Source organism: Actinokineospora enzanensis DSM 44649 (genome assembly GCF_000374445.1).
Lineage (GTDB): Bacteria > Actinomycetota > Actinomycetes > Mycobacteriales > Pseudonocardiaceae > Actinokineospora > Actinokineospora enzanensis.
The window spans coordinates 17,462-39,217 of record NZ_KB894441.1 but is presented as its reverse complement, the minus strand read 5'-3'; the positions used below and the strand labels follow the sequence as shown (position 1 = coordinate 39,217).

Genomic DNA, 21,756 nt, shown 5'->3' with positions numbered 1-21,756 from the left:
CTCGCCGACCTCGGGGGCACCAGCTTGATCAACTCAACCAAACGAACGACCGCGACCGCCAGGCCGCCGCTCATGCCGCGTCCTCACGACCGCGCTTCTTGTCCCCGCCACCGCCGTCCGGCGGCGGCCCGCCGGGCACCGGCTCGCCGACGAAGTCGTCCTCGGTCAGCCCAAGCTCGAACTCCGCGGCGCGCTCGAACTCCTCGTCCGTGAGCGAGCCGTCGACCGGCTCGAACTCCTGCTCGCTTGGCGGTGTCGGCGGGGCCACCGGGCGCTCGGCCGACTCGGCCAGCAGCCTGCGCGCCGACTCGCGCTGTGCGTCCGGGGTGGTGTCCATGACGGTGCGCAGGTGGTCGAGGTGGTTGCCGGACAGGTCGATGCGGATGCGCTCCACGCCGCCCGCGCCGTCGCCGAAGATGAACTGGCGGGGCGCGGTGTCCCGTTCGACCATGCCGCGCTGCACGCCGGGGCGGCGGCCGAGGCTGGCCACCACCTGTTCGTAGCCCGCGCCGACCGGCACCTTGAGCAGCCGCAGCGCGTCCGCCTGGGCCTGGTCGTCGTCGAGCCTGCCGATGAACACCGAGTCCAGCAGCGCGACGAAGCCCTGGATCTTCAGGAAGTCGGCCGGGATCTGCGAGGACAGCAGCACCCGGACGTTCCACTTGCGGGAGTCGCGGGCGAACCGGTTCATCAGCACCCGGCCGGTCGGCACCTCGGAGAGGAAGAACGCCTCGTCGATCCAGACGCCCTTGCGCATGTCCTTGGGCTTGTCGTAGATGGTACGCTGGGTGAGCCAGGCGGCCAGGTTGAGCATCTCCACGCCGAGCGCCTCGGCGTCGGTCCAGTGCTCGCGGCCGACGCCGTCCTTGGGCAGGGTCAGGCCCGCCATGGTGAGCACGGTCATCCGGTCGTCGCGCTGCTCGTCGTACGGGTCGGCGCCGCGCTCGGGGATGAGCAGCGACATCCGCTCCTTCATCTCGTCCAGGAAGTCGGCGACCACGATGGCATGCTCGCGGTGTTCGCTGGCGTCCCGGCGCAGCGCGTCGAAGACCAGGCCGGGGTCGGCGTCGATGCGGCCGCCGACGGTGCGGACCGCGCGCAGCAGCACGATGCGGCTCTGCGGCAGCCGGGCGACCTCGTAGGGCAGCAGGCCGGTGAGCACGTCCAGCACGAGCCTGCGGCGGGTGGCGGCGGCGAGCGCCTTCTCCCGGCGCCAGGCGCGTTCCGGGTCGTCGTCGTCCAGGAAGTGGTCGATCTTGGGTTCGGCCACCACCCGGTACGGGTTGAGGATGCCTGCCTGGGCGTTGAGCAGGTTGATCGGCCGGGCGTACGGGCGCAGCTCGGGCAGGTCGCAGAGCCGGGCCAGTGGGCCGGACGGGTCCAGGATGGTCCAGTGCGCCCCGGCGCGCAGCGTCTTGTAGACGATGCCGCCGCCGAGGAAGGACTTGCCGCCGCCGAGACCCGCGACCATTGCGGTGAGGCCGGAGCCGTCCCGGATCTCCTGCGCCATCCACGGGTCCCAGGCGACCGGGCGGCGGGTGGCGGTGCAGGTCTCGCCGAGCAGGATGCCGCGCCGGTCGCCGACCTCGGCGGTGGCGGTGGGCACCGCCGAGGCGGCCCAGATGACCGAGCCGCGGCGCAGGTAGGCGCTGGAGGCCAGCGGCTCGCCGGGGATGAACTCGCGGGCCATGGCGTACTGCGCCTCGGGGTGCTCGATGGCGACCTTCGGTTTGTACAGGTCGAGCAGCTGCTGGGCCAGCCGCAGCGCGTCGCGCTCGCTGGGGCCGGACACCGCGAGCCGCCACCAGGACCGCACCCGGGTGGCCAGCGCGGTGAAGCCGGAGGTCATCTCGTCGTCGATCTCCAGCACCCGGCTGGCCTGCCGGGCCAGCGACTGCGGCGGCTCCAGCTCGTGCTCGTCGGTGTAGTGCTTGACCTGCGAGCGCACCTTGTTCATCTGGCGCTGCAGCTCACCCTGGACTTCCTCGGGTTTGCGCACGTAGATCCGAGCGGACCACTCGACGGAGGCGGGCAGCCGGTCGCTGCGCTGCACCCACGGGTCGTCGATCTCGGGGATCTGCAGGCCGTGCATCATGCCGACGGTCAGCACGGTGACGTGCCGGGTGACACCCGCGTTGGAGCCGGTGCGGCCGCGCACGGTGACCGTCGGGGAGTACGGGTCCTGGTGGAAGTCGGCGGCGTCGGTGAAGCTGGCCAGGTCCTCGGGTTCCCAGGCGGCGCCGGGGACCGCGGGCATGTTGCGTGGCGCGGGCAGGCCGAGCGAGCAGGACCGGTGCATCAGCCAGGACATCTCCTCGGCGGTGGCCGGTCGGCCCTCCAGCCCGGCGGAGCCGATGACCTGGTCGAGGTGCTCGACCTCGCTCTCGATGGCGAGCAACTCGGCGTCGACCGCGTCCGGGAACACCTTGCGCAGCAACGGGGCCGCGCGTTCAACGGCCCGGTCGACGACGTTGCGGGTCTGCACCTGGACGCCCAGGTAGACCTCTTTCTCCGCCATGGACCGGCCGAGCAGCTGCTGCTGTTCGCCGACCAGGTAGTCGTCGAAGCTCAGCGCGCCCGGCACGTCCGGCAGCCGGTTCACCGCGTTGTGCACGTGCGCCTCGGCCCACATCCGGATCGGATAGGGCCGGGTGGTGACGCGCAGGTGCAGCCAGCGGCCGGCCAGTTCGGCGTACTGGCCTGCGATGGCGGCGATCAGGTCCTGGCGCTGCGAGTCGGAGCGGAACGACCAGCGCTGCGGGGCCAGCCGGTACCAGGCGTAGACGTCGGTGCCGGTGCGCAGCAGGTGCCCGTCGATGGTGCGGGCCGCGATCTCCGGGGTGTAGCTGGGGATGCCCTGTTCGCCGGGCAGCCGCTTGCCGCGTTTGCGGGGCGCCTGCGCCTGCTCGTAGCGCGCGCTGTGCCGGGTCCGGCCCTGGGAGACGGGGTCGTGCGGGTGTCCCGCCGGGTGGGGCGCGAGCGGGTCCTGCTCGCGCTTACGGCGTCCGAACACCACTGGCCTCCCTGTTCCGCTGCTTCTGGACGTTCTTGGCGGTGCGCTTGGCCGGGCGCGGCGGCCTGCCCGCGCGCGCCTCCCTGGCCTTGCGCCGGGCCTCCTCGGCCCGGCGCGCGGTCTTGGCCCGGCGGCGGTCGGAGGTGCCGCGCGGCTTGCGGTGCGGGCGTTCCGCGCGCACCCGGACGCCTGCCGCGCTGACCGCGCCGCCGTTGCCCGAGGTGGTCTCGCGCGGCGCCTTGAGCTCGCGCAGCCACATGGTGAGCACGGCGCCGAGCGGGCGCTCATGGCTGATCCGCGAGCAGATCACCATGGTCAGGCCGATGGTGGCCACCAGTCCCCAGGCGAACGACCAGAACAGGCCGACGCCCAGGTTGCGCAGGACGGTGAGCGCGAGCAGGAAGACGACCGTGCCCACACCCCAGGCGACATAGCGGGCCCGAAAGGGGAAGGTGGCCTTGGGCGGCCCGAGCCAGACCGCGTCGACCCGGTATACCTCGTCGTCGGTGCGTATCCGCACGTCAGTTCACCGGGCCTGATCAGCCGGTGAACAGGCCTGCGAGCCACCGGCCGATTCCCTCGCCGGCATTGGTGACCGCCAACCCGATGATGGCCAGGGCGACGATGACGCCGCCGAGACGGCGCATGACTCCCGCGTTGTCCCCCTTGCCGCCACCCAGCCACAGCAGCAGGAGCGCCACCGTGAGCAGGAGCAACGGGATGATGTTGTTGAGGATCCAGTCGCGGACGCCGCCGGTGCTGAGACCACCTTTGTCGGAGGGTTGTTGCTGTTGGGCGAAGTCGACGAGCGCGGCGATGGTCGGGGTAGTCATCTCGATCTCCCAAGTGCGCGGAAGCGGTCCGGGGCGTCGGGCTCCTGCGCGGCAGGTCTGTGCTGTGCCCGTCGAGTAGAGCACGAAAGGCACATGGTTGTCATTACTATGGGTAGCTAGAAGGATGCGTACCGTAGGTTCAGTACGTCCAAGCGGGCCCTCCGTCGTCCCATCCGGCTGCCATCTGACCACACCATCATCATCCGGAGCGGGCCGGTCAGAACCTACGACCACCCGATTTTCCTAGTCCAGGGGACGTTTCACCCGGCCGCGCGGATCACTCTCACTCTGTGTGACACAACTCACGAGGATAATCGCGGCGAGTCGCGTGCGGAATTACTCCAATCGGTGTAGGGCCGATCAGGTCACACTCGGGCGGACCGAGTGGTCGCTCAGGGCGGGCGAGCCGGCCGTAAGCCGGATCCTGTCCCCGGGACCCGCGTCCCGGGGGGCGACCATCCATCTAGGCCTGCCGTCGCCGACAGGCTCGTGCGGCCTACCCGCAGACTCGGGCGGGCCGCCCTCGGACGTCTGCGCAGGAGCCTCGCGGCTCCCTCTTGGCCTTGCTCCGGGTGGGGTTTACCTAGCCGCCCCGGTCACCCGGGGCGCTGGTGGTCTCTTACACCACCGTTTCACCCTTACCCGGCGGCTCGGTGCTCCCGACCCGCCGGGCGGTCTGTTTTCTGTGGCACTGTCCCGCGAGTCGCCTCGGGTTGCCGTTAACAACCACCCTGCCCTGCGGAGTCCGGACTTTCCTCGTCGGTGGGTCACACCGCCGCGGCCGCCCTGCCGACTCGCCCGCGGATCAAGGATACGGGGGTCCACTTCGCGGTCCGCACGTCCCATGGCGTGGACACCGTTGAGCCCGCGGACCTGGCCTGTTCTACTCGTGCCATGTCCGGTGACCGAGTACTCACCCGGCGCAGGCACGTGGACTTCCTCCTCCTCGCGGGCGGCTGCTGTCCGCGCTGAAAGCACGGCATCCCAACGCTCCCACCCGTTCCGGGTCGTTCGGCGTCCGCGCTGTTCAGCGCGTCTTTCCTTGTTCAGCTCGGCTTTTCCCAAGCGTCGCCCCGCCGCCGCCCGGCGGGCACACCACCTGGAGGGACCCGTGGGCTCGATCCTGATCATCTCCGGCAGTCCGGCACCGAGCGCGCGGGCAGGCGTCCTCGTCGCGCACGTCGCGGCCGAGCTGCGTCGGCTCGGCGAGCAGGTCGCGGTGCTCAGCGTGCGGGACCTGCCCACGGTCGCGCTGCTGGCCGAGGACACCGGCGACCCGGCGATCAGCGCCGCGATCGAGGCGGTGGCGGGCGCGGACGGCATCGTGGTGGCCAGCCCGGTCTACCGGGCCGCCTACAGCGGACTGGTGAAGTCCCTGCTGGACCTGCTGCCCGCCGGGGCGCTGGCAGGCAAGGCCGTGCTGCCGCTGGCGACCGGCGGCACCCAGGGGCACCTGGTGGCCATCGACGGGGTGCTGCGGCCGCTGCTGTTCGCCATGGGCGCCACCAAGGTCCTCGCCGGGCACTTCGTGCTGGACCAGATGATCGCCGACGAGCACGAGGGCGCCCGGGTGCGCCCGCTGGCCGCGGCCGCGCTTGGCGAGGTGCTGCACGGCTTCACCGAGACCGTGCGCAGGCGCCGTCCCGCGGTCGTGCCGCTCACCGGCTGAACCGGACCGCCCGATGGCCGAAGTGGACTTGTCCGGCCTGCCGGGCGAACTGTCCAGTCGACTGTGGATTTCTGTCGATTTCCCGCCGACCGCAAGGATTTCCGTCGTCTACGCCGTCAGTCCAGGTGGGAGATGTCGTTGACGAGTCGCACAGACGCGTTGCCGTCCGGGTAGAACTCCACGATGGACAGCGACGCCAGGTCCAGGTGCAACCGGAACAAAAGGGACGGACCGACCTCCAGCGCCAGCCGCAGCAGCGCCTTGATCGGCGTCACGTGGCTGACCACCAGCACCGTCCGACCCGCGTGCTCGACCAACAACTCGTCCCGCACCCGGGCGACCCGCTCGTGCACCGCGTCGAAGCTCTCACCGCCGGGCGGCGGCACCGAGGTGTCGGCCAGCCAGCGGTCGTGCAGCGCCGGGTCGCGCTCGTAGGCCTCGGTGAAGGTGCGGCCCTCCCAGTCGCCGAAGTCCGTCTCCACCAGACCCTCGTGCACCCGGACCTTGGCGCCCAGCGCGTCGGCCACGGCGCCCGCGGTGCGCCGGGCGCGGTCCAACGGGGATGTGATCACCGGCGTGTCCGGGCCGAGGCCGTCCAGCGCGGCGATCCGGCGCGCGGCCGCCGCCGCCTGGGCCCGGCCGAGCTCGGTCAGCGGGACGTCGCCGCGGCCGGAGTAGCGGCGCTCGGCGGACATCGCGGTCTGCCCGTGCCGCAACAACAGGATCTTCGTCGGGTCGCCGTGCGCCCCGGTCCAGGCGGCCGGGGACATCCGCCGTGGAGTCGCGAAGAGACCGTCCTGTTCGGCCTTGGGGCGCGCGGCGGGCGGCTCCGGCGTGGCCGGTTTCGGCGCGATGCCCGCCTGCGCGTCCATGGCCTGGTTGGCCAGCCGGTCGGCGCGCTGGTTGCGCTCGCGCGGGATCCACGTGTAGGTCACCCGGGAGAACTCGCCAGCGAGCGTGCGCGCCCGTTCGGCCAACGGCTTCATGGACGGGTGCTTGACCTGCCAGCGGCCGGACATCTGCTCCACCACGAGCTTGGAGTCCATCCGCACCTCGACCACGTCCGCGCCGAGCGCGGCGGCCGCCCGCAGGCCCGCGAGCAGGCCCTGGTACTCGGCGACGTTGTTGGTGGTCACCCCGATGCCCTCGGCGCGCTCGGCGAGCACCGCGCCGGTGTCCGGGTCCAGCACCACGGCGCCGTACCCGGCCGGGCCGGGGTTGCCGCGCGAGCCGCCGTCCGCCTCGACGATCACCCGCACGGCGCCGTCACACTCCCGACTCGGCGGTGCGGACCATGATCGTGCCGCACTCCGGGCACTCCAGCACCTCGTCGGCGGCGGCCTCCCGGATGCGGGACAGCTCGCGGCTGTCCAGCTCGATCCGGCAGGCGCCGCAGCGGCGGGCGCGCAGCAGGGCCGCGCCGGTGCCGCGCAGCTCGTGCCGACGCGTGTAGACCGCGAGCAGGTCGGCGGGCAGGTCCGGGAGCACCCTGGCGCGCTCGGCGGTGCGCCGCGCCTCGGTGGTGTCCAGGTCGGCCAGGTTCTCGTCGCGCCGGTGCGTGGCGTCGGCCAGCGCCTCCTCGGCCTTGGCCAGCTCCAGGTCGGCGTGCTTGGTGTCCAGCTCGACCGCCTCGCGCCGCTCCATCAGCTCAAGCAGGTCGTCCTCCAGCACCGCCTGCCTGCGCTCCAGGGTGCCCAGCTCGTGCTCCAGGTCGGTGAGCTGCTTGGCGTTGAGGGTGCCGCCGACCTGGAGCTTGCGGTCGCGGTCCTCGCGGGCGCGCACCGCGTCGATCTCCTTCTCCTGCCGGGCGGCCTCGCGGTCGAGGTCGTCCAGCTGGGTGCGCGCGGCCACCACGGCGTCGCGCCTGGCCCGCGCGGTCCGCTCGGCCGCGTCGATCTCGGCCAGCTCCGGCATGGTGGTGCGGCGGTGTCGCACCCGGGTGAGCTCGATGTCGACCTCGGCCAGGTCGAGCAGTCTGCGCTGGGCGGCGGGATCGGCTTTCACCCGGTGAACCTCCCGGTTCGGCTCGGCGCGCCCGCTGCCTGGGTGGTCCAGGGATCGGTGCGGCGGTGGGAAACGTCAACGATGACCGTACCGCCGAGGGCGGCGCGCAGGATCTCCGCCGCCTGGGCGCACCACGGCCACTCGCTGGCCCAGTGGGCGACGTCGACCAGCGCGGGCGCGCCGGGCCGGGCAAGGTGCTCGGCGGCCGGGTGGTGGCGCAGGTCGGCGGTGACGAAGGCGTCCACGCCCGCGGCGGTGGCGGTGGCCAGGTAGGAGTCGCCCGCGCCGCCGGAGACGGCGACCCGGCGGATCGGCCGGTCCGGGTCGCCCGCGGCGCGGACCCCGCCCTCGGTGCCGGGCAGCGCGGCGGCGACGCGGTCGACGAACCGGGCGAACGGCTCTGGCTCGGGCAGCTCGCCGATCCGGCCGATGCCGGTGCGGCCGTCCGGGTTGGCGTCGAGCGGGCCGGTGACGGTGAGGCCGAGGGCGGCGGCGAGCGCGTCGGAGACGCCGGGGTCGGCGGCGTCGGCGTTGGTGTGCGCGCAGAACAGCGCGATGCCGTTGCGGATCATGCGGTGCACCAGCGCGCCCTTGGCGGTGTCGGCGGGTACCCCGTGCACGCCCTTGAGCAGCAGTGGGTGGTGGGCCACGATCAGCAGGGCACCGACATCGACCGCCTCGTCCACAGTGGACTCGACGGGGTCGACGCAGACCAGGATCCGGTCGGCAGGCTCGGCCGGGTCCCCGCAGACCAGGCCGACCGCGTCCCAGCTCTCGGCGAGCGCGGGCGGGTAGGCGGCCTCCAGGGCGGCGACCGCGTCGGCGACGGTCGTCACGGGCGGACCTCCAGGACGGGTTCGGCGCGAAGCGCGGCCAGCAGCGGCGCGCATTCCTCGGGCGAGCGGACGGCGACGCGCAGGTGGTTCGGCCCCAGACCGGGGAAGGTGTCGCCCCTGCGCACGGCGATTCCCCGGTCGCGTAAGGCCATCCGCAGCCGTTCGCCGTCCGGGACTTCGAGGAGCAGGAACGGCGCCTTCGGGTCGCCGAGCACCAGATCGCCCAGTTCCGCGCGCAACGCCTCGCGGTGGTCACGAGCGTCCACCGCGGCCAGTTCGGCCTCCGCGAGCGCGGGCGCCTCGCAGCACGCGACGACCGCCTCAAGCACCAGCGTCCCGACCGGCCACTGTGGACGGCCGCGGGTCAGCCGGGCGAGCAGGTCCGGGTGGCCGAGCGCGTATCCGGCGCGCAGGCCGGGGAGCGCCCAGGTCTTGGTGAGGCTGCGGAAGACCAGCACGCCCGGATCACCCGCCAGGGTTTCGGGTTCGCCGGGGATGGCGTCCATGAACGCCTCGTCGACCAGGACCACGCGCCCGTCGGCGAGTTCGCGGATCCGGTCGGCGGGGTGCAGCGTCGAGGTCGGGTTGGTGGGGTTTCCGATCACCACGAGATCGGCGGCAGCGGGCACGTCCTCGGGATGCAGCGCGAAGTCGTCGGCCGCGGAAAGCAGGACCCGTCGGACATCGATGCCGCCGGTGCGCAGCGCCACCTCGGGCTCGGTGAACTGCGGGTGCACGACGGCGGCCAACGCGGGCGCCAGGTTGGGCAGCAACGCGAACCCCTCGGCGGACCCGTTGAGGATCACCACCTCGTCCGGGTCGCGGTCGTGCCGGGCGGCGACGGCGGCGCGGGCGCGCAGGTCGTCCGCCGGGGACGGGTAGGTCCCCAGCCGGTCGATGGCGGCGGCCAGCCGCTCGCGCAACCAGCGGGGCGGGGTACCGCCGCGCACGTTGACCGCGAAGTCGAGCAGGCCGGGCGCGGTATCGCGGTCGCCGTGGTGGCTGAGCAAGGGATCGATATCGCCGCTGGTCATCGCCCCGGAGTCTAGATGAGTCAGTCCGAGCGGTCGTCGGCACTGTTTGCCCGGTCAGTCGGCGCCCCGCGCCCAGCTCAGCGCTGCACGACGGCGGCCAGGCCGTTGGCGCGCAGCCAGCGGGTGGCGCGGCGGCGGGCCAGTTCGTCCGGTGAGGTGCGGGAGACGATGTGTGCCTCCACCGCCTCCGCGAGCCGGTCGACCGCCTCCGCGCGTTGCTCCGCGGACAGCTGCCGGAGCGCGTCCGGCGTCCACCACATCTCCGTCACCACGTGTCTCCCCGACGACATCGACGCTCCCTGGTCTTCCCTAGGCTGGCCTGCGTGCACATCTGCTTCGTCTGCACCGGCAACATCTGCCGGTCGCCCATGGCCGCGCTGGTGTTCGGCGAGCACCTGCGCCGCGCGGGCCTGGCCGAGCGGGTGCGGGTGACCAGCGCGGGGCTCGACGACTGGCATGTGGGTGAGCCCGCGGACCCGCGGACCGCACGGGTGCTGGCCCGGCACGGCTATCCCACCGCCCATGTCGCCACCCAGGTCGACGCCGACCATCTGGGCGCCGATCTGCTGGTCGCGATGGACTCCGGGCACGCGAAGGCACTGCGGGCCCGGGTGTCCGACCCCGAACGGGTGACATTGTGCCGCGTTTTCGACCCGGCGACTTCGACGAATCTTGACATTCCGGACCCCTACTACGGCCCGCCGAAGGGGTTCGAGGCGGTGTTGGCGCTGGTCGAGGCCGCCTGCCCGGGTCTGCTCGACTGGGTGCGGGAGAACAGGGGTTGAACCTCGACGAGGTGACCGCGCTCACCGGGCTCGTGGTCGTCGGCACGCACGCGCTGGCCGACCACGTCTTCGAGGTCGACACCGCGGACGGCGACCTGCTGGTGGCCAAGCACGACCCGCGCCCGAACGCGGTGGCCGCCGAGGCGGCCGGGCTGGCGTGGCTGACCGAGCCGGGCGCGGTGGCGGTGCCGCACGTGCGCGCGCACGACGACCGCTGGCTGGTGATGGAGCAGGTCGAGCAGACCGGCCCTTCCCCGGCGGTGGCCGAGGACTTCGGCCGGGGCCTGGCGGACCTGCACGCGGCGGGCGCGTCGGCCTTCGGCGCCGCGCCCGGTCCGGTGGACGCCTGGATCGGCCTGGCCCCGATGCGCTGCGTGCCCGCTCCCGCGTGGCCGGAGTGGTACGCGGCGGATCGTGTGGAGCCGCATCTGCGTAGCGCGGCGAACCGGGGGTTGTTGGAGGCCGAGGGTGTGCACGCCATCGAGCGGGTCTGTGCGCGGATCACCGAGTTGTCCGGTCCGGCCGAGCCGCCCGCGCGGCTGCACGGTGACCTGTGGTCGGGCAACGTGCTGTGGACGCGGGACCGCGTGTGGCTGATCGACCCGGCCGCGCACGGCGGGCGCCGCGAGACCGACCTGGCGATGCTGGCCCTGTTCGGCTGTCCGCACCTGGACCGGATCCTGGCCGCCTACGACGAGCACCGCCCGTTGGCGGACGGCTGGCGGGCGCGGATCCCGCTGCACCAACTGTTCCCGTTGCTGGTCCACACCGTGCTGTTCGGCGCGGGCTACGCGCGCGAGTCGCGGCTGGCGGCGGAGGCGGCCCTGCGTATCTGAGCCGGGCGGACTCGCCTACCGTGGTGGGGTGCGGCTGAGGTTCCTCCTGCGTCCGGGCTGGCTGCTGCTGGCCTTCGTCACGGTGTCGTTCGCCGTGGCGTGCTTCACGCTGCTCGCGCCGTGGCAGTTCCGCCGGGACGCGGAGAACTCGGCCACGAACTCCGCCATCCAGTCCTCCTACGACGCGCCGCCGGTGCCGCTGGGCACCGACCCACACGAGGAGTGGCGGAAGGTGACACTGACCGGCACCTACCTCCCGGCGGCCGAGGCGGTCGCCCGGCTGCGGACGGTGCTGGGCAACGCGGCGTTCGAGGTGCTCACGCCGGTGCGGCTGACCGACGGCTCGGTGGTGCTCGTCGACCGGGGCTACGTGCGGCCCAAGGAGGGCGTCCGCGTCCCGGACATCGCCCCCGCGCCCGGCGGTCAGGTCACGCTGCTGGCCCGGGTCCGGGTGGCCGAGTCGACGCCGCGGGACGCGTTCCAGGAGGACGGGCACCGGCAGGTCTACGCGGTCGACCCGGCGGTGGTGGGCAGGGCCGCGGACATCACCATCCGGCCCGGTTACGTGCAGTTGGAGGCAGGCTCACCGGGCGTGCTGGAGCCGTTGCCGCTGCCGCAGCTGGACGCGGGACCGTACTTCTCGTACGCGCTGCAATGGATCGCGTTCGGCAGCATGGCCCTGTTCGGCCTGTTCTACTTCACGGCACGCGAGGTCAAGCCGGGTGGCGCGCTGGCCGGGGAGCGCCCACGGCGCCGCTCGGTCGCCGAGATCCTGGCCGAGGACGAGGCCCGGGACCGGGCCGCCGCGACCAGCACGGCGACGCCCGTCGTCAAGTGAGCCACCAGCCGGGACAGCCGCACGGCCCGGCGGACGTCCACCGGGCTGGGATCGTCGCCGTCGCCAAGGACCGGGCGGATCTCCACGCCGTAGGGGTAGACCGTGCGGCCGCCGAGGCTGATCTCCAGCGCGCCCGCGAACGCCGCCTCGACCCGGCCCGCGTTCGGGCTCGGGTGCGCCGCCGCGTCGCGCTGCCACGCCACCCACGCGCCCGGCCGGTCGCCGTCGACGGCGGGCGCCGCGAGCACGGTCAGCGCCGCCGCCACCCGGGCCGGTAGCCAGTTCACCGCGTCGTCCAGCCGTGCCGACGCCCAGCCGAACCGCAGGTAGCGGGCCGACTTGTGGCCCACCATCGCGTCCATGGTGTTGATCGCCCGGTAGCCCAGCAGGCCCGGCACGCCCGCGACCGCTCCCCACAGCAGCGGCGCCACCACCGCGTCGGATGTGTTCTCGGCCACCGATTCGACGGTCGCGCGTGCGATGCCCGGCCCGTCCAGCGACGCCGGATCGCGCCCGACCAGGTGCGGCAGCCGTTCGCGTGCCGCCGCCAGGTCGTCGCCTGCCAGGTGTCCGCCGATCAACGCGCCTTCCCGGGCCAACGACCGGCCGCCCAGCACGACCCAGGTGGCCACCGCCGTTCCCAGCGTCCGCACCACCGGGTTCCGCGCCCGCTCGACGGCCACGCCCAGCGCGACCGCTCCCCCGGCGAGCAGTCCGGTGTACCCGACACCGGCCCACCGCTCGTCCCGGTACACGGTCTTCTCGACCAGCGCGGCCACGCGGCCGAACCCGGCGACCGGATGCCACCGGCGCGGGTCGCCGAACGCGGCGTCGGCGGCTGCGCCGAGCAGCAGGCCGACGGCACGGGCGCCGGACACGGATCCTCCTCTGGCCGAACCTGTGCGCACATTCCCCCTGGCGAGGGAACCGTAGCGTGGGCGGGCGGCCGGGGTGCGCGGCTGTCGGCCGCTCGGGCTATCGTGGCCCGCCGTGGAGGACGAGCAGGGGCGGGACGCGAGCAGGCTCCAGCTCTACGCCTATCTGCAGCCCCGTGAGCACCACCACACCTATCTGGCGATCATGCGGTTGTTCACCTCGACGCTGCTGGCCGACCTGTCCGCGGGCGAGGTGTCCAGCGCGCTGGCGGCGGCCGAGCGCGACGGGCTGATCGATATCGGCGAGTCGCACATCGATGTGGTGATCCCCCGGCTGCGGCAGCTGGTCGAGTGGGGGAACCTGGTGCACGGGCGCCGGGAGACCATCGCGGCGAGCATCGCGGAGTTCCAGCAGGGCTCGATGCGCTACCAGGTCAGCAAGCTGGCCGTGCGGGTGCAGCGGGACGTTGACGAGCTGCTGCGGGTGCCGGAGGGCGCGCGCGAGGTGTCCCGGGAGCTGCTGCCCGCGATCGAGCGCGGTCTTGGCGAGCTGGGCGAGGCGCTGGCGGTGGCGGTCGCGCGCGGCCAGCGTGACCCCGGTTCGCTGCCCGCGCGGCGGGCCCGCGAACAGCTGGCCGAGCGGGTGACCACGCTGTTCCTGCAGCACGCCGAGCTGGCCGCCACGGTCCGCGACTTCTACGCCTACCTGGGCCAGATCCTGACCCGGCACCACTTGGCGCCGGAGGAGATCGCCGGGTTCCGCAACCTGCTGGTCGAGTACATCCAGGTCGTGGTGGAGGATGTGCTGCGGTACACCCCCGCGATCGCAGGCGCGCTGACCGCGCTGGCCTCCGGGCGCAGTGAGCTGCTGCGGCTGCTGCGCCCGGCCGAACAGCTTGGCTTGGCCGTGGAGCGCACGCGCGGGCGCGGCGAGGCCGATTGGCAGGAGTTCACCGACTGGTTCGTCGACCGCCCCGGCAACCCGAGCCAGGTGACCGCGCTGCGCGAGGCGACCACCCGCGCGATCGGCGCGCTGCTGGCCACGGTCCGCCGCGCGACAACCGGCGGCGGGCTGCTGCCGAGCAGGCGCGCCGAGCTGGTGCGGTTGGCGGGCTGGCTGGACGCGTCGACCCCGGACCGCGCGCACGCCGTCTACGCGGCCGCGTTCGGCCTGCACTCGGCGCGGAACCTGCTGCCCGCCCCGGAGCACGACGGCGACGACGAGCACACCCCGTGGGCGGACGGCCCGGCGCTGGACGTGACGGTGAGCGTGCGCGGCCGGGGCGACCGGGGCGCGCGCGGCCGCACCTCCCGGATCATGGACGACCCGATCACCGAGCAGGGCCTGCTGGCCCAGGCCCGCGAGGCCGACGAGCTGCGCGAGGCGGCCGCCGCCGAGCTGGCCGCCGCGGCCGCGGACCTCGACGGGACGACGCTGTCCGGCGCCGCCCTTGGCGCGTTGTGCGAGCTGTTGACGCTGGCCATGGCGCAGCGCGAGGGCGCGAGCGACCCGGGTTCGGCCACCGACCAGGTGCGCGGGCTGGCGTTGACGCTCACCCCGGCGGCGGGCACCACGACCAGGATCCGCAGCAAGTCGGGCACGTTGACGCTGCGCGACACCGTGCTGGGCATCAGCCGGGTGGCCACCGGCAAGAAGGTGCGCGATGCCCGCTAAGGCCGCCTTCCGCGCCGACGTGCTCGGCGACCTGTCCGATATCGACGCCGCGAACGTCGCCCGCTGCGCGAAGGTCCTGCTACGGCACCCGCTGCTGCGCCCCGGCGGCCCGGACGCCGACCTGCTGCCGTTGATCTATCGCTACCGGGTCTCGTTGCAGGAGATGTTCGCGACCCTGCTGGGCTACCGGCTGGTCGTGGAGCGCCGGTTCGCGCGCCTGTACAAGAGCGGTCCGGGCGAGGACACCACGCGCGGCGAGCCGGGCCTGTCCCCGCGCGCCTACGCGTACGTGTGCCTGACGATGGCCGCGTTGACCGGTGTCGGGCGGCAGGTGCTGCTGTCCCGGCTGGTCGCCGACGTGCGCGGGGCGACGGCCGAGGCCGGGATCAAAGCGGCCGACGGCGTGGGCGACCGGCGCGCGCTGACCGCCGCGCTGCGGCACCTGATCGGCCTTGGCGTGATCACCGAGACGGACGGCACGGTGGCCGGGCTGGTCGCTGAGGCGCCCGCCGAGGCCTTGATCACCATTCACACCGACCTGCTCGGCCAGCTGCTCGCCGGGCCGCTGGCCGAGGCCGACTCAGCCGACGAGCTGGTGTCGCTGGCCGCCGCGCCCGGTCAGCTGGGCGTGGAGCACGCGGTGCGGCGCAGGCTGGTGGAGAACCCGGTCACGCTGCACGCCGACCTGCCCGCCGCCGAGGCGGAGTGGCTGCTGCGCAACCAGCGCCGCGAGTCCGTGGTGTTGGAGCGCTGTTTCGGCCTGGTCACCGAGATCCGCGCGGAGGGCGTGGCGGTGACCGACCCGGAGGAGTACCTGACCGATGTCGTGTTCCCGTCCACCGGCACGGTCGCCCGGATCACCCTGTTGGCGCTACCGGAGCTGCTCGACCAGTCCGACACCGTCAACAGCGGGATCAACAGCGGGATCGACAGCGAGAACGACGGCGAGAAGCCTGCCCGGCGGCCGGACGGCCGGGTGCCGGTCAGCCGGGAGCGGATGAGCGAGGTGTGCCGGATCCTGGTCGAGGACTACCCGGCGGCGTGGTCGCGGCAGGCCACCGACGATCTCGACACGCTGGTGGACAACGTGGTCGACCTGATGACCCGGCTGTCCCTGGCCGTGCCGGATGCGGACGGCGGCTGGCTGATCAGCCCCGCCGCGCACCGCTGGCTGCCGCAGCCGGACGACTCCCCCGGCCGACCGACCGCGCAGCCGGAGATCCCGCCGGAGCCGGGCTGGTCGCTGTTCGACGAGGAGGGGACGCCGTGACGGAGCCCGTCGGCCACAGTGCGAACACGCGCACCGAAACCGAGCACCCGACAGAAGCGAGCAGCGTGAGCGAGCCGAACGGCCTCCTGGACTCCCCCGACGACTCTCCCGGTGTAGACGACCACGCCGTGGGCGATCGCGCGGCGGTCGGCGAGCCCGAGGACACGCCCGCGTTCGGCCGGTGGCGGCTGCACCGGGGCGGCATCGTCAACATCTGGCAGTACCGCGAGCAGACGTTCGACTTCTCCGGCGGCCGCGCGATCTTCCAGGGCACCAACGGTTCCGGCAAGTCCCGCACGCTGGAGCTGCTGCTGCCGCTGTGCCTGGACGGCGACCTGCGCTACCTGGGCTCCAAGGGCGCGGGCACGGTGTCGATCCGGCGGCTCATGCTGGACGACTACGACGGCGGCCCCAACCGCATCGGCTACGCCTGGATCGAGCTGCACCGAACCACCCCGACCGGTGCCGACGAGTACCTCACCTGCGGCATCGGCGTGAAGGCGTCGGCCACCTCGCAGCAGATCAGCGACTCCTGGCGGTTCGTCACCCCGGCCAGGGTCGGCACGCACTTCCAGCTGGCCTCCGCCGACCGCGTCCCGCTCGGCCCGGCCGCGCTGCGCGAGGTGCTCGGCGCCGACCGGGTCTACGACGAGGCCGCGTTCCGCGCCAAGGTGGCCGAGACCGTCTACGGCGTTCCCGGCGGCCGGTACGGCGATCTGCTGCACCTGCAACGGACCCTGCGCAACCCGGACATCGGGCTGAAGGTGCAGGACGGGCAGCTGGAGCAGATCCTCACCGACGCGCTGCCGCCGTTGGACGCTGGCGTGGTCGAGCAGCTGGCCACGTCGTTCGAGGACCTGGAGTCCATCCGGGAGAACATCGGCAGGCTCAGCTCGGCCGACACGGCGATGAGCGCGTTCCTGTCCGGCTACTCCGGTTACGCCCTGGGTGCCCTGCACGGCGCGGGCGGCCGCGCGCAGTCCGCGGGTCGCGCGTTGGACAACGCGCGCGCGGAGATCGCCAAGCTGGAGACGAGACTCGGGGCCGACGCGACCAAGCACACCGAGGCCGAGGAACGCGTGCGGGCCTTGGAGGAGCGCGACGCCGAGCTGGAGAACAGCATCGACTCGCTCAAGTCCCTCCCCGCCTATCAAGGCCTTCGCGACTTGCAGGACCGGGAGAAGCTTGTCGAGCGCACGCGTGAAGCAGCGAGCGCGGCACTGGACAACGCTGGTATGCAGCGCAATCACGCCGATCGCGCGGTGGAGACCGTGCTGACCGTGTTGCGCCGCCTGGGCGGGGACATCGAGGACGCGGCCGAGCTCGCACAGTCCACTTCGGACGCCGTGGCCGCCGCCGGGCTGGACGCGTCGATGCGGCCGAACGTGCCCGCCGCCCCGAAGCCCGTGCCGGGCACGGCGACCGACCGGGTACGCGCCAAGCCGGACCCGGAGGCCGAGCCGCTGACCATCCAGCGCCGCACCCCGCCCGCGGTGGCCCCGGACGAGCTGTCCGCGAGCCTGACCGTCGCCGCCGGGCGCGCGGGTGAGCTGGCAGGCGAGGCGGCCCGGCGCGCGGCGCTGGCGATGTCCCTGCACGACCGGGCGATGTCGTTGGACGCCGACCGGCAGGAGCTGGACAAGCTGCACGCCAAGGCCCGCGACACGCAGATCGAGGCGACCGAGTCGGCGGGCCGCCGGTACGAGGCGCGGCAGCGGTTCGGCGTGGCGGCGGAGGTGTGGTGCGAGCGGGCGGTGGCGTGGACGTCGGCCGGTCCGTTCGCCGGTGACCCGCACGCCCCCCGACCGCCCCAGCCTCCCCTCGTGGATGCCGTGCTGGCCGCGCCGGACGCGACCCGCGCGGCGGCGGAAGGCGCGCGGCAGTGGGCGGCCCCGCACCTGACCGGGTTGCGCCAGCGCGTGGTGGCCGCCCGGCAGACCGTGGACGATCTGATCAAGCGCACCAAGGACGCCGAGGCCCGGCTGATCGAGCTGCGCAAGGGCGTGGACGCGGCCCCGGCCGGACTGGTCGACCAGGGCGCGGGCGCCGCGTTCTACCGGCTCGTGGACTTCGCGCCCGGTCTCGACCCGGCGGCGCGCGCGGGCATCGAGGCGGCGTTGCAGGGCAGTGGGTTGCTCACCGCGTGGGTCCGTCCCGATGGCGGGATCGGCGACACGGGCCTCGCGGGCGTATTGGCCAGTGTGGACGGTTCGGCGCCGGAACCGTTGAGCGCGGCCCTGGTTCCGGCCGTGGAGCCGGACGCGCCGGTGTCCGCCGAGGTCGTGGCCGCGCTGTTGGCGTCGGTGTCCTACGACGCGGAGTACCCCGGCCTGGCGGTCTGGCCGTCCGGGCGGTGGCGCGCGGGCGTGCTGCGCGGCGCACTGTCCAAACCGGACGCCGAGTTCGTCGGCGCGGGCGCGCGGGCGGCGGCTCGGCAGCGGGCGATCACCGAGCTGGCCGCGGCGCTGGAGGTGCTGCACACCGAGCTGGCCGCGGCCGAGGCGGAGCTGCGCGCCCGGTCGGCCACGGTCGAGGTGTGGGACCGGCACCTGGACGCGTTCCCGGACGACCGGGAGCTGATCGGCGCCCGGGTCACCGCCGAGCAGGCGACCCGGCAGGCCGAGGAGACCGCGACCAAGGCCGAGCGGCGGCGGTCGGAGCACGTGGCCGCCGAGGGCCGGGTGCGGGCGATGGAGACCGAGCTGTCCCAGGACGCGGGCGCGGCCGGGCTGTCCGCGGACACCGAGGCGTTGCGCGCGGCGCAGCGGGCGGCGAGCCAGGCGCGCGGGTCGGCGGAGAGCCTGCGCGACGCGCTGGCGAAGCGGTGCGTCGGCACGGTGCGCGACCTGGTGGAGGCGCTGCACGACCACAACGCATCGGTCGACGACCGGACCACCGCCGAGCGGGTGGCGGACGAGAAGTGCGTGGCGTTCCACCGCGAGGCGGCCGCCCTGGCCGAGCTGACGGCGGCGGTCGGCGGCGCGGCCGAGGAGGTGTCGCGGCAGCTCGGTGAGCTGGAGCGGCAGCGGCGCGCGGCCCGACAAGAGCTGCCGGAGGCGCGGCGGACGTCGGTCGAGCTGTCCAACCAGGTGGTGAAGACGCAGACCCTGCTGGACACCCGGGGCGCGGAGATCGACGGCAAGCGGGCGGCGGCGGACAGCGCGGCGCAAGCGTTTGCGGAGGCATTGGCCGCGCCCGGCGTGTGGCCCGCCGCGATCACCGAGGACCGACCGGACGACGACGCGGCCGCGTGGGCGCTGCTGGAGGCGGCGGTCGCCGAGGCGAAGCGGCTGCCCAGCGAGGAGAACGTCCTCACCAAGCTGCAGAACCTCCAGTCCTCGCTGGCGGGCACGCACAACGTGCTGCCCGAGCGGCACGCGGGCATCCTGACCGTGGTGGTGTCGGCGGAGGAGGGCCCGGCCCCGGTGGCGGTCGCCGCCCGGCGGGTGGCCGACCGGCTGGCCGAGCGGCGCGGCTTCCTGACCGAGCAGTACCAGGGGATCTTCGCCCTGCACCTGGTGCGCGAGCTGGCCGAGCGGCTGTCCGCGCAGATCGCCGTCGCCGAGGACCTGACCCGGCGGATGAACGACGTGCTGGACACCGCGCGGTCCAGCCAGGGCGTGCACGTGCGGCTGGAGTGGCAACCCGCCGCCTGGCTGGACGAGGCCACGCTGGAGGCGCTCCGATTGCTCCGGGTGCCGTTCGCGCAGCGCACCGAGGAGCAGGACACCCGGTTGCAGCAGGTGTTCACCGAGCGCATCGAGTCCGAACGCGACAGCACCACCGGCGGTTACACCGAGATCCTGGCCAGGGCCTTGGACTACCGGTCCTGGTTCGCGTTCACCGTGCGCGTCCGCGACACCGGCCCGGACGGCAAGCCCCGCTCGCGACGGCTGCGTCAGCTGTCCTCCGGCGAGACCCGGCTGATCTCGTACGTGACGCTGTTCGCTGCGGCGGCCGCGTTCTACGGCGCCATCTCCGCAGGCCTGGCCGCGACCATGTCCCCGCTACGGCTGGTGCTGCTGGACGAGGCGTTCGAGCGGCTGGACGACCCGACCATCGCCCGTATGCTGGAGCTGCTGGTCGACCTGGACATGGACTGGATCATCACCTGGCCCAGCGGCTGGGGCGTGTCCGACCGCATCCCGCGCATGCACATCTACGACGTCCTGCGCCCCAAGTCCGGCCACGGCGTCGCCTGCACGCACACCACGTGGGACGGCGCCGACCTGGAACGGGACGACCCGTGACCGAGGAGTTCGACCGGCCGGAGTACGCGGTCCTGTGGCGCCAGGCGCGCACGGCGGTGGCCCGTGGCCAGGTGAAGCTGGGCTACAAGGCTCCGGACCCGGCGGCCGCGTCTGCGGTGTCCGGCTTGCTGGGCCGGGAACTGACGGCGGGCGTGGGCACGACCATCCCGGTCGCCGACCTGGACGACGCCGTGCGCTCGCGATTCCACTGTGGACTATCCGATGTGCTCGGCGCGGTGTTCGGCGAGCAGGCGGCGGCCGTTCCCGCCGCCGCACCGGACGAGGCCGACCGCATCCTGTTCCAGGCCATGACCGACGCGGGCGTGTCCGGCGACTGGGTGCCGCGCTGGGTCGACCAGGCCCGCCGCTACGCCAAGATCGCCCCGGACCGGCTGGCCACGGCCGCCCGACAGGCCGCCGCGATCGTCGCTTCATTGCACCTGGACTCGTCGGTCCCGCCCCCGTCCTGGGAGGTGCGGTCCGATCTCGCCCAGGGCCACCGCCTGACCGGCCTCGTCTTACGCGCCGCCGCCCTCGCCCACGGCGTCCCGCTTCCCCGCCAGCGCGGCGAGGAGAAGCGCCTATGGGAACGCTGCGGCGTCCTGCTCGACGGCGTGTCCACTACCATACTGACCTGGGCTTTCCCCGGCTTCGACGACCGCAACGCACAGGGCCTGCCCACCCACCTGACGATCCGCGACCGCGTGCCCTCCGGCCTGGTAGCCGCTGTCTGTACGAGCCCACGCACGATCGACGCCGCCATCGCCGCCGGGATCCGCACGCCGCTGCTCTGCCTGTCCGGCCACGTGAACCCGGTGACCCGCCAGGTGCTGTCGACCCTGTCGGGCGCCCGCGTGCACAGCGACTTCGACGCCCACGGCCTGCTCATCGCCCAGCAGGCACTGTCACTGACCAACGGCACCCCATGGCGCATGACCGCCGACGATTACCGCGCCGCACTGAGCCGCGCGCGCCAGGAGGAGATCGACCTCCCCGCCCTGGACGCGGCACCCCCGGCCACCCCCTGGGACCCGGACCTGACCGAGGCGATGCGCGCGGGCTGGGCGGTCCCGGAGGACGTGGTGATCGCCGAACTGCTCACCGACCTCGGCTGATCAGGGGAGTTCGGCCAGTACCACGCTGACGATGGCGCGCATGACGGATTCGGCACGTACCGGGTCGCCTGCCGTGATGGCCTCGGCGACCTCCACGTGCAGGCGCACGGCCCAGGGGGCCGGGGTGGCGGGCATCAGGTGGTGGTGGGTGCGGCCGGTGAGCACGGCCGCGACGACGTCGCCGAGCTGGGCGAACATCTCGTTTCCGGAGGCGGTCAGGATCAGCCGGTGGAAGGCGATGTCGTGGGTGAGGAAGGCATCCAGGTCGTGGGTGCTGGAGCGCAGTTCGACGGCCAGTGCGGTCAGAGTGCCCACCTGGTCGGGGGTGACTCGGGTGGCGGCGAGGGCGGCGGCGGTCGGCTCGGCGGCGGCGCGGAGCTCGGTGAGCGAGCGGAGCTGGTCGACGCGGTCGGAACCGGCCAGGCGCCAGCGGATGACCAGCGGGTCGTAGAGATTCCAGTCGGCGCGGGGCAGGACGGTGATGCCGACGCGGCGGCGGCTGCTGATCAGCCGCATGGCCTCCAGTACGCGCAGGGCCTCGCGGACCACCGTGCGGGAGACGCGGTGGGCGCGTTCCAGTTCCTCGGTGCGTAGGACCGTGCCAGCGGGGTACTTACCCCCCACGATGGCCGGTCCGAGGTCGTCGAGCAGGCGGCCCGGGAGTCCTGAGATCACCGCGCCAGTGTCCCACTCGTATGACCAATGCGTATCACCCTCTTGAAT

18 protein-coding genes, 1 other RNA gene and 1 pseudogene are annotated in these 21,756 nt (G+C 73.5%); 9 read left to right on the top strand and 11 right to left on the bottom strand.

Annotation, left to right across the window (positions count from 1 at the left end):
• Positions 1 to 70 precede the first annotated feature (70 nt).
• From C503_RS0131965 to rnpB, 4 genes are all read right to left on the bottom strand, one after another.
• The gene (locus C503_RS0131965) at positions 71 to 2,872 is read right to left on the bottom strand and encodes an ATP-binding protein (RefSeq protein ID WP_245572638.1); all 2,802 of its coding nucleotides are present in this window, start codon (positions 2,870 to 2,872) and stop codon (positions 71 to 73) included.
• 124 nt (positions 2,873 to 2,996) lie between these two features.
• Positions 2,997 to 3,533, bottom strand: a complete 537-nt coding sequence (locus C503_RS0131960) for a hypothetical protein (protein WP_018686309.1) — start codon at positions 3,531 to 3,533, stop codon at positions 2,997 to 2,999.
• Between the two features lie 19 nt (positions 3,534 to 3,552).
• Entirely contained in the window at positions 3,553 to 3,846 is a 294-nt protein-coding gene (locus C503_RS0131955; protein ID WP_018686308.1) for a hypothetical protein, read from the bottom strand.
• A 398-nt stretch (positions 3,847 to 4,244) separates the two neighbouring features.
• Positions 4,245 to 4,643: RNase P RNA component class A (gene rnpB / locus C503_RS43760), an RNA gene on the bottom strand.
• Between the two features lie 52 nt (positions 4,644 to 4,695).
• Here rnpB and C503_RS48655 point away from each other — a divergent pair.
• Both C503_RS48655 and ssuE read left to right on the top strand, forming a co-directional pair.
• Positions 4,696 to 4,818: a hypothetical protein gene (locus C503_RS48655; protein ID WP_281170549.1), complete on the top strand. Its 123-nt coding sequence runs from the start codon at positions 4,696 to 4,698 to the stop codon at positions 4,816 to 4,818.
• Between the two features lie 139 nt (positions 4,819 to 4,957).
• Complete coding sequence (gene ssuE, locus C503_RS0131950) at positions 4,958 to 5,515, top strand: NADPH-dependent FMN reductase (protein WP_018686307.1); 558 nt, start codon at positions 4,958 to 4,960, stop codon at positions 5,513 to 5,515.
• Positions 5,516 to 5,631: 116 nt separating this feature from the next.
• Here ssuE and C503_RS0131945 read toward each other — a convergent pair whose 3' ends face one another.
• The 5 genes from C503_RS0131945 to C503_RS0131925 all read right to left on the bottom strand — a co-directional run bounded on the left by C503_RS0131945 (position 5,632) and on the right by C503_RS0131925 (position 9,679).
• Entirely contained in the window at positions 5,632 to 6,768 is a 1,137-nt protein-coding gene (locus C503_RS0131945) for a bifunctional RNase H/acid phosphatase (protein ID WP_026316910.1), read from the bottom strand.
• A gap of 13 nt (positions 6,769 to 6,781) precedes the next feature.
• On the bottom strand, positions 6,782 to 7,519 hold the full coding sequence (locus tag C503_RS0131940; RefSeq protein ID WP_018686305.1) for a zinc ribbon domain-containing protein: 738 nt from the start codon (positions 7,517 to 7,519) through the stop codon (positions 6,782 to 6,784).
• Positions 7,516 to 8,355, bottom strand: a complete 840-nt coding sequence (locus C503_RS0131935; RefSeq protein WP_018686304.1) for a Nif3-like dinuclear metal center hexameric protein — start codon at positions 8,353 to 8,355, stop codon at positions 7,516 to 7,518. The genes C503_RS0131940 and C503_RS0131935 overlap by 4 nt, the downstream gene beginning before the upstream one ends.
• A complete protein-coding gene (gene cobC, locus C503_RS0131930) occupies positions 8,352 to 9,389 on the bottom strand; it encodes an Rv2231c family histidinol phosphate aminotransferase CobC (RefSeq protein WP_018686303.1) in 1,038 nt (345 codons plus the stop codon). The genes C503_RS0131935 and cobC overlap by 4 nt, the downstream gene beginning before the upstream one ends.
• 77 nt (positions 9,390 to 9,466) lie before the next feature.
• Positions 9,467 to 9,679 carry a hypothetical protein gene (locus tag C503_RS0131925; RefSeq protein ID WP_156893656.1) on the bottom strand — a complete coding sequence of 71 codons (213 nt, stop codon included), beginning with the start codon at positions 9,677 to 9,679 and terminating at the stop codon, positions 9,467 to 9,469.
• A gap of 33 nt (positions 9,680 to 9,712) precedes the next feature.
• Here C503_RS0131925 and C503_RS0131920 point away from each other — a divergent pair, with 33 nt between their 5' ends.
• The 3 genes from C503_RS0131920 to C503_RS48240 are packed head-to-tail and all read left to right on the top strand — an operon-like array spanning position 9,713 to position 11,848.
• Positions 9,713 to 10,174, top strand: coding sequence for a low molecular weight protein-tyrosine-phosphatase (locus C503_RS0131920; RefSeq protein ID WP_018686301.1), 462 nt, complete (start codon positions 9,713 to 9,715; stop codon positions 10,172 to 10,174).
• Positions 10,171 to 11,010, top strand: a complete 840-nt coding sequence (locus C503_RS0131915; RefSeq protein WP_018686300.1) for a fructosamine kinase family protein — start codon at positions 10,171 to 10,173, stop codon at positions 11,008 to 11,010. The genes C503_RS0131920 and C503_RS0131915 overlap by 4 nt, the downstream gene beginning before the upstream one ends.
• Positions 11,011 to 11,038: 28 nt before the next feature.
• Complete coding sequence (locus C503_RS48240; RefSeq protein WP_018686299.1) at positions 11,039 to 11,848, top strand: SURF1 family cytochrome oxidase biogenesis protein; 810 nt, start codon at positions 11,039 to 11,041, stop codon at positions 11,846 to 11,848.
• 17 nt (positions 11,849 to 11,865) lie between these two features.
• Here C503_RS48240 and C503_RS45150 read toward each other — a convergent pair.
• Positions 11,866 to 12,726: pseudogene (locus C503_RS45150) on the bottom strand (cobalamin biosynthesis protein); the annotation flags it as partial.
• A 112-nt stretch (positions 12,727 to 12,838) separates the two neighbouring features.
• Here C503_RS45150 and C503_RS0131900 point away from each other — a divergent pair.
• Genes C503_RS0131900 through C503_RS47030 form a run of 4 tightly spaced genes read left to right on the top strand, consistent with a single transcriptional unit; the run spans position 12,839 to position 21,033 of the window.
• The gene (locus C503_RS0131900) at positions 12,839 to 14,398 is read left to right on the top strand and encodes a DUF2397 domain-containing protein (RefSeq protein WP_018686297.1); all 1,560 of its coding nucleotides are present in this window, start codon (positions 12,839 to 12,841) and stop codon (positions 14,396 to 14,398) included.
• Positions 14,388 to 15,668 (top strand): TIGR02678 family protein, encoded by a 1,281-nt coding sequence (locus C503_RS0131895; protein ID WP_018686296.1) that lies wholly within the window; start codon positions 14,388 to 14,390, stop codon positions 15,666 to 15,668. The genes C503_RS0131900 and C503_RS0131895 overlap by 11 nt, the downstream gene beginning before the upstream one ends.
• On the top strand, positions 15,665 to 19,918 hold the full coding sequence (locus C503_RS0131890; protein WP_018686295.1) for a TIGR02680 family protein: 4,254 nt from the start codon (positions 15,665 to 15,667) through the stop codon (positions 19,916 to 19,918). The genes C503_RS0131895 and C503_RS0131890 overlap by 4 nt, the downstream gene beginning before the upstream one ends.
• Positions 19,915 to 21,033: a DUF2399 domain-containing protein gene (locus tag C503_RS47030; RefSeq protein WP_018686294.1), complete on the top strand. Its 1,119-nt coding sequence runs from the start codon at positions 19,915 to 19,917 to the stop codon at positions 21,031 to 21,033. Before C503_RS0131890 ends, C503_RS47030 begins: the two co-directional genes overlap by 4 nt.
• On the opposite strand, the gene C503_RS0131880 is transcribed toward C503_RS47030, so the two are convergent.
• Positions 21,034 to 21,708 carry a FadR/GntR family transcriptional regulator gene (locus C503_RS0131880; RefSeq protein ID WP_018686293.1) on the bottom strand — a complete coding sequence of 225 codons (675 nt, stop codon included), beginning with the start codon at positions 21,706 to 21,708 and terminating at the stop codon, positions 21,034 to 21,036.
• Positions 21,709 to 21,756 lie beyond the last annotated feature (48 nt).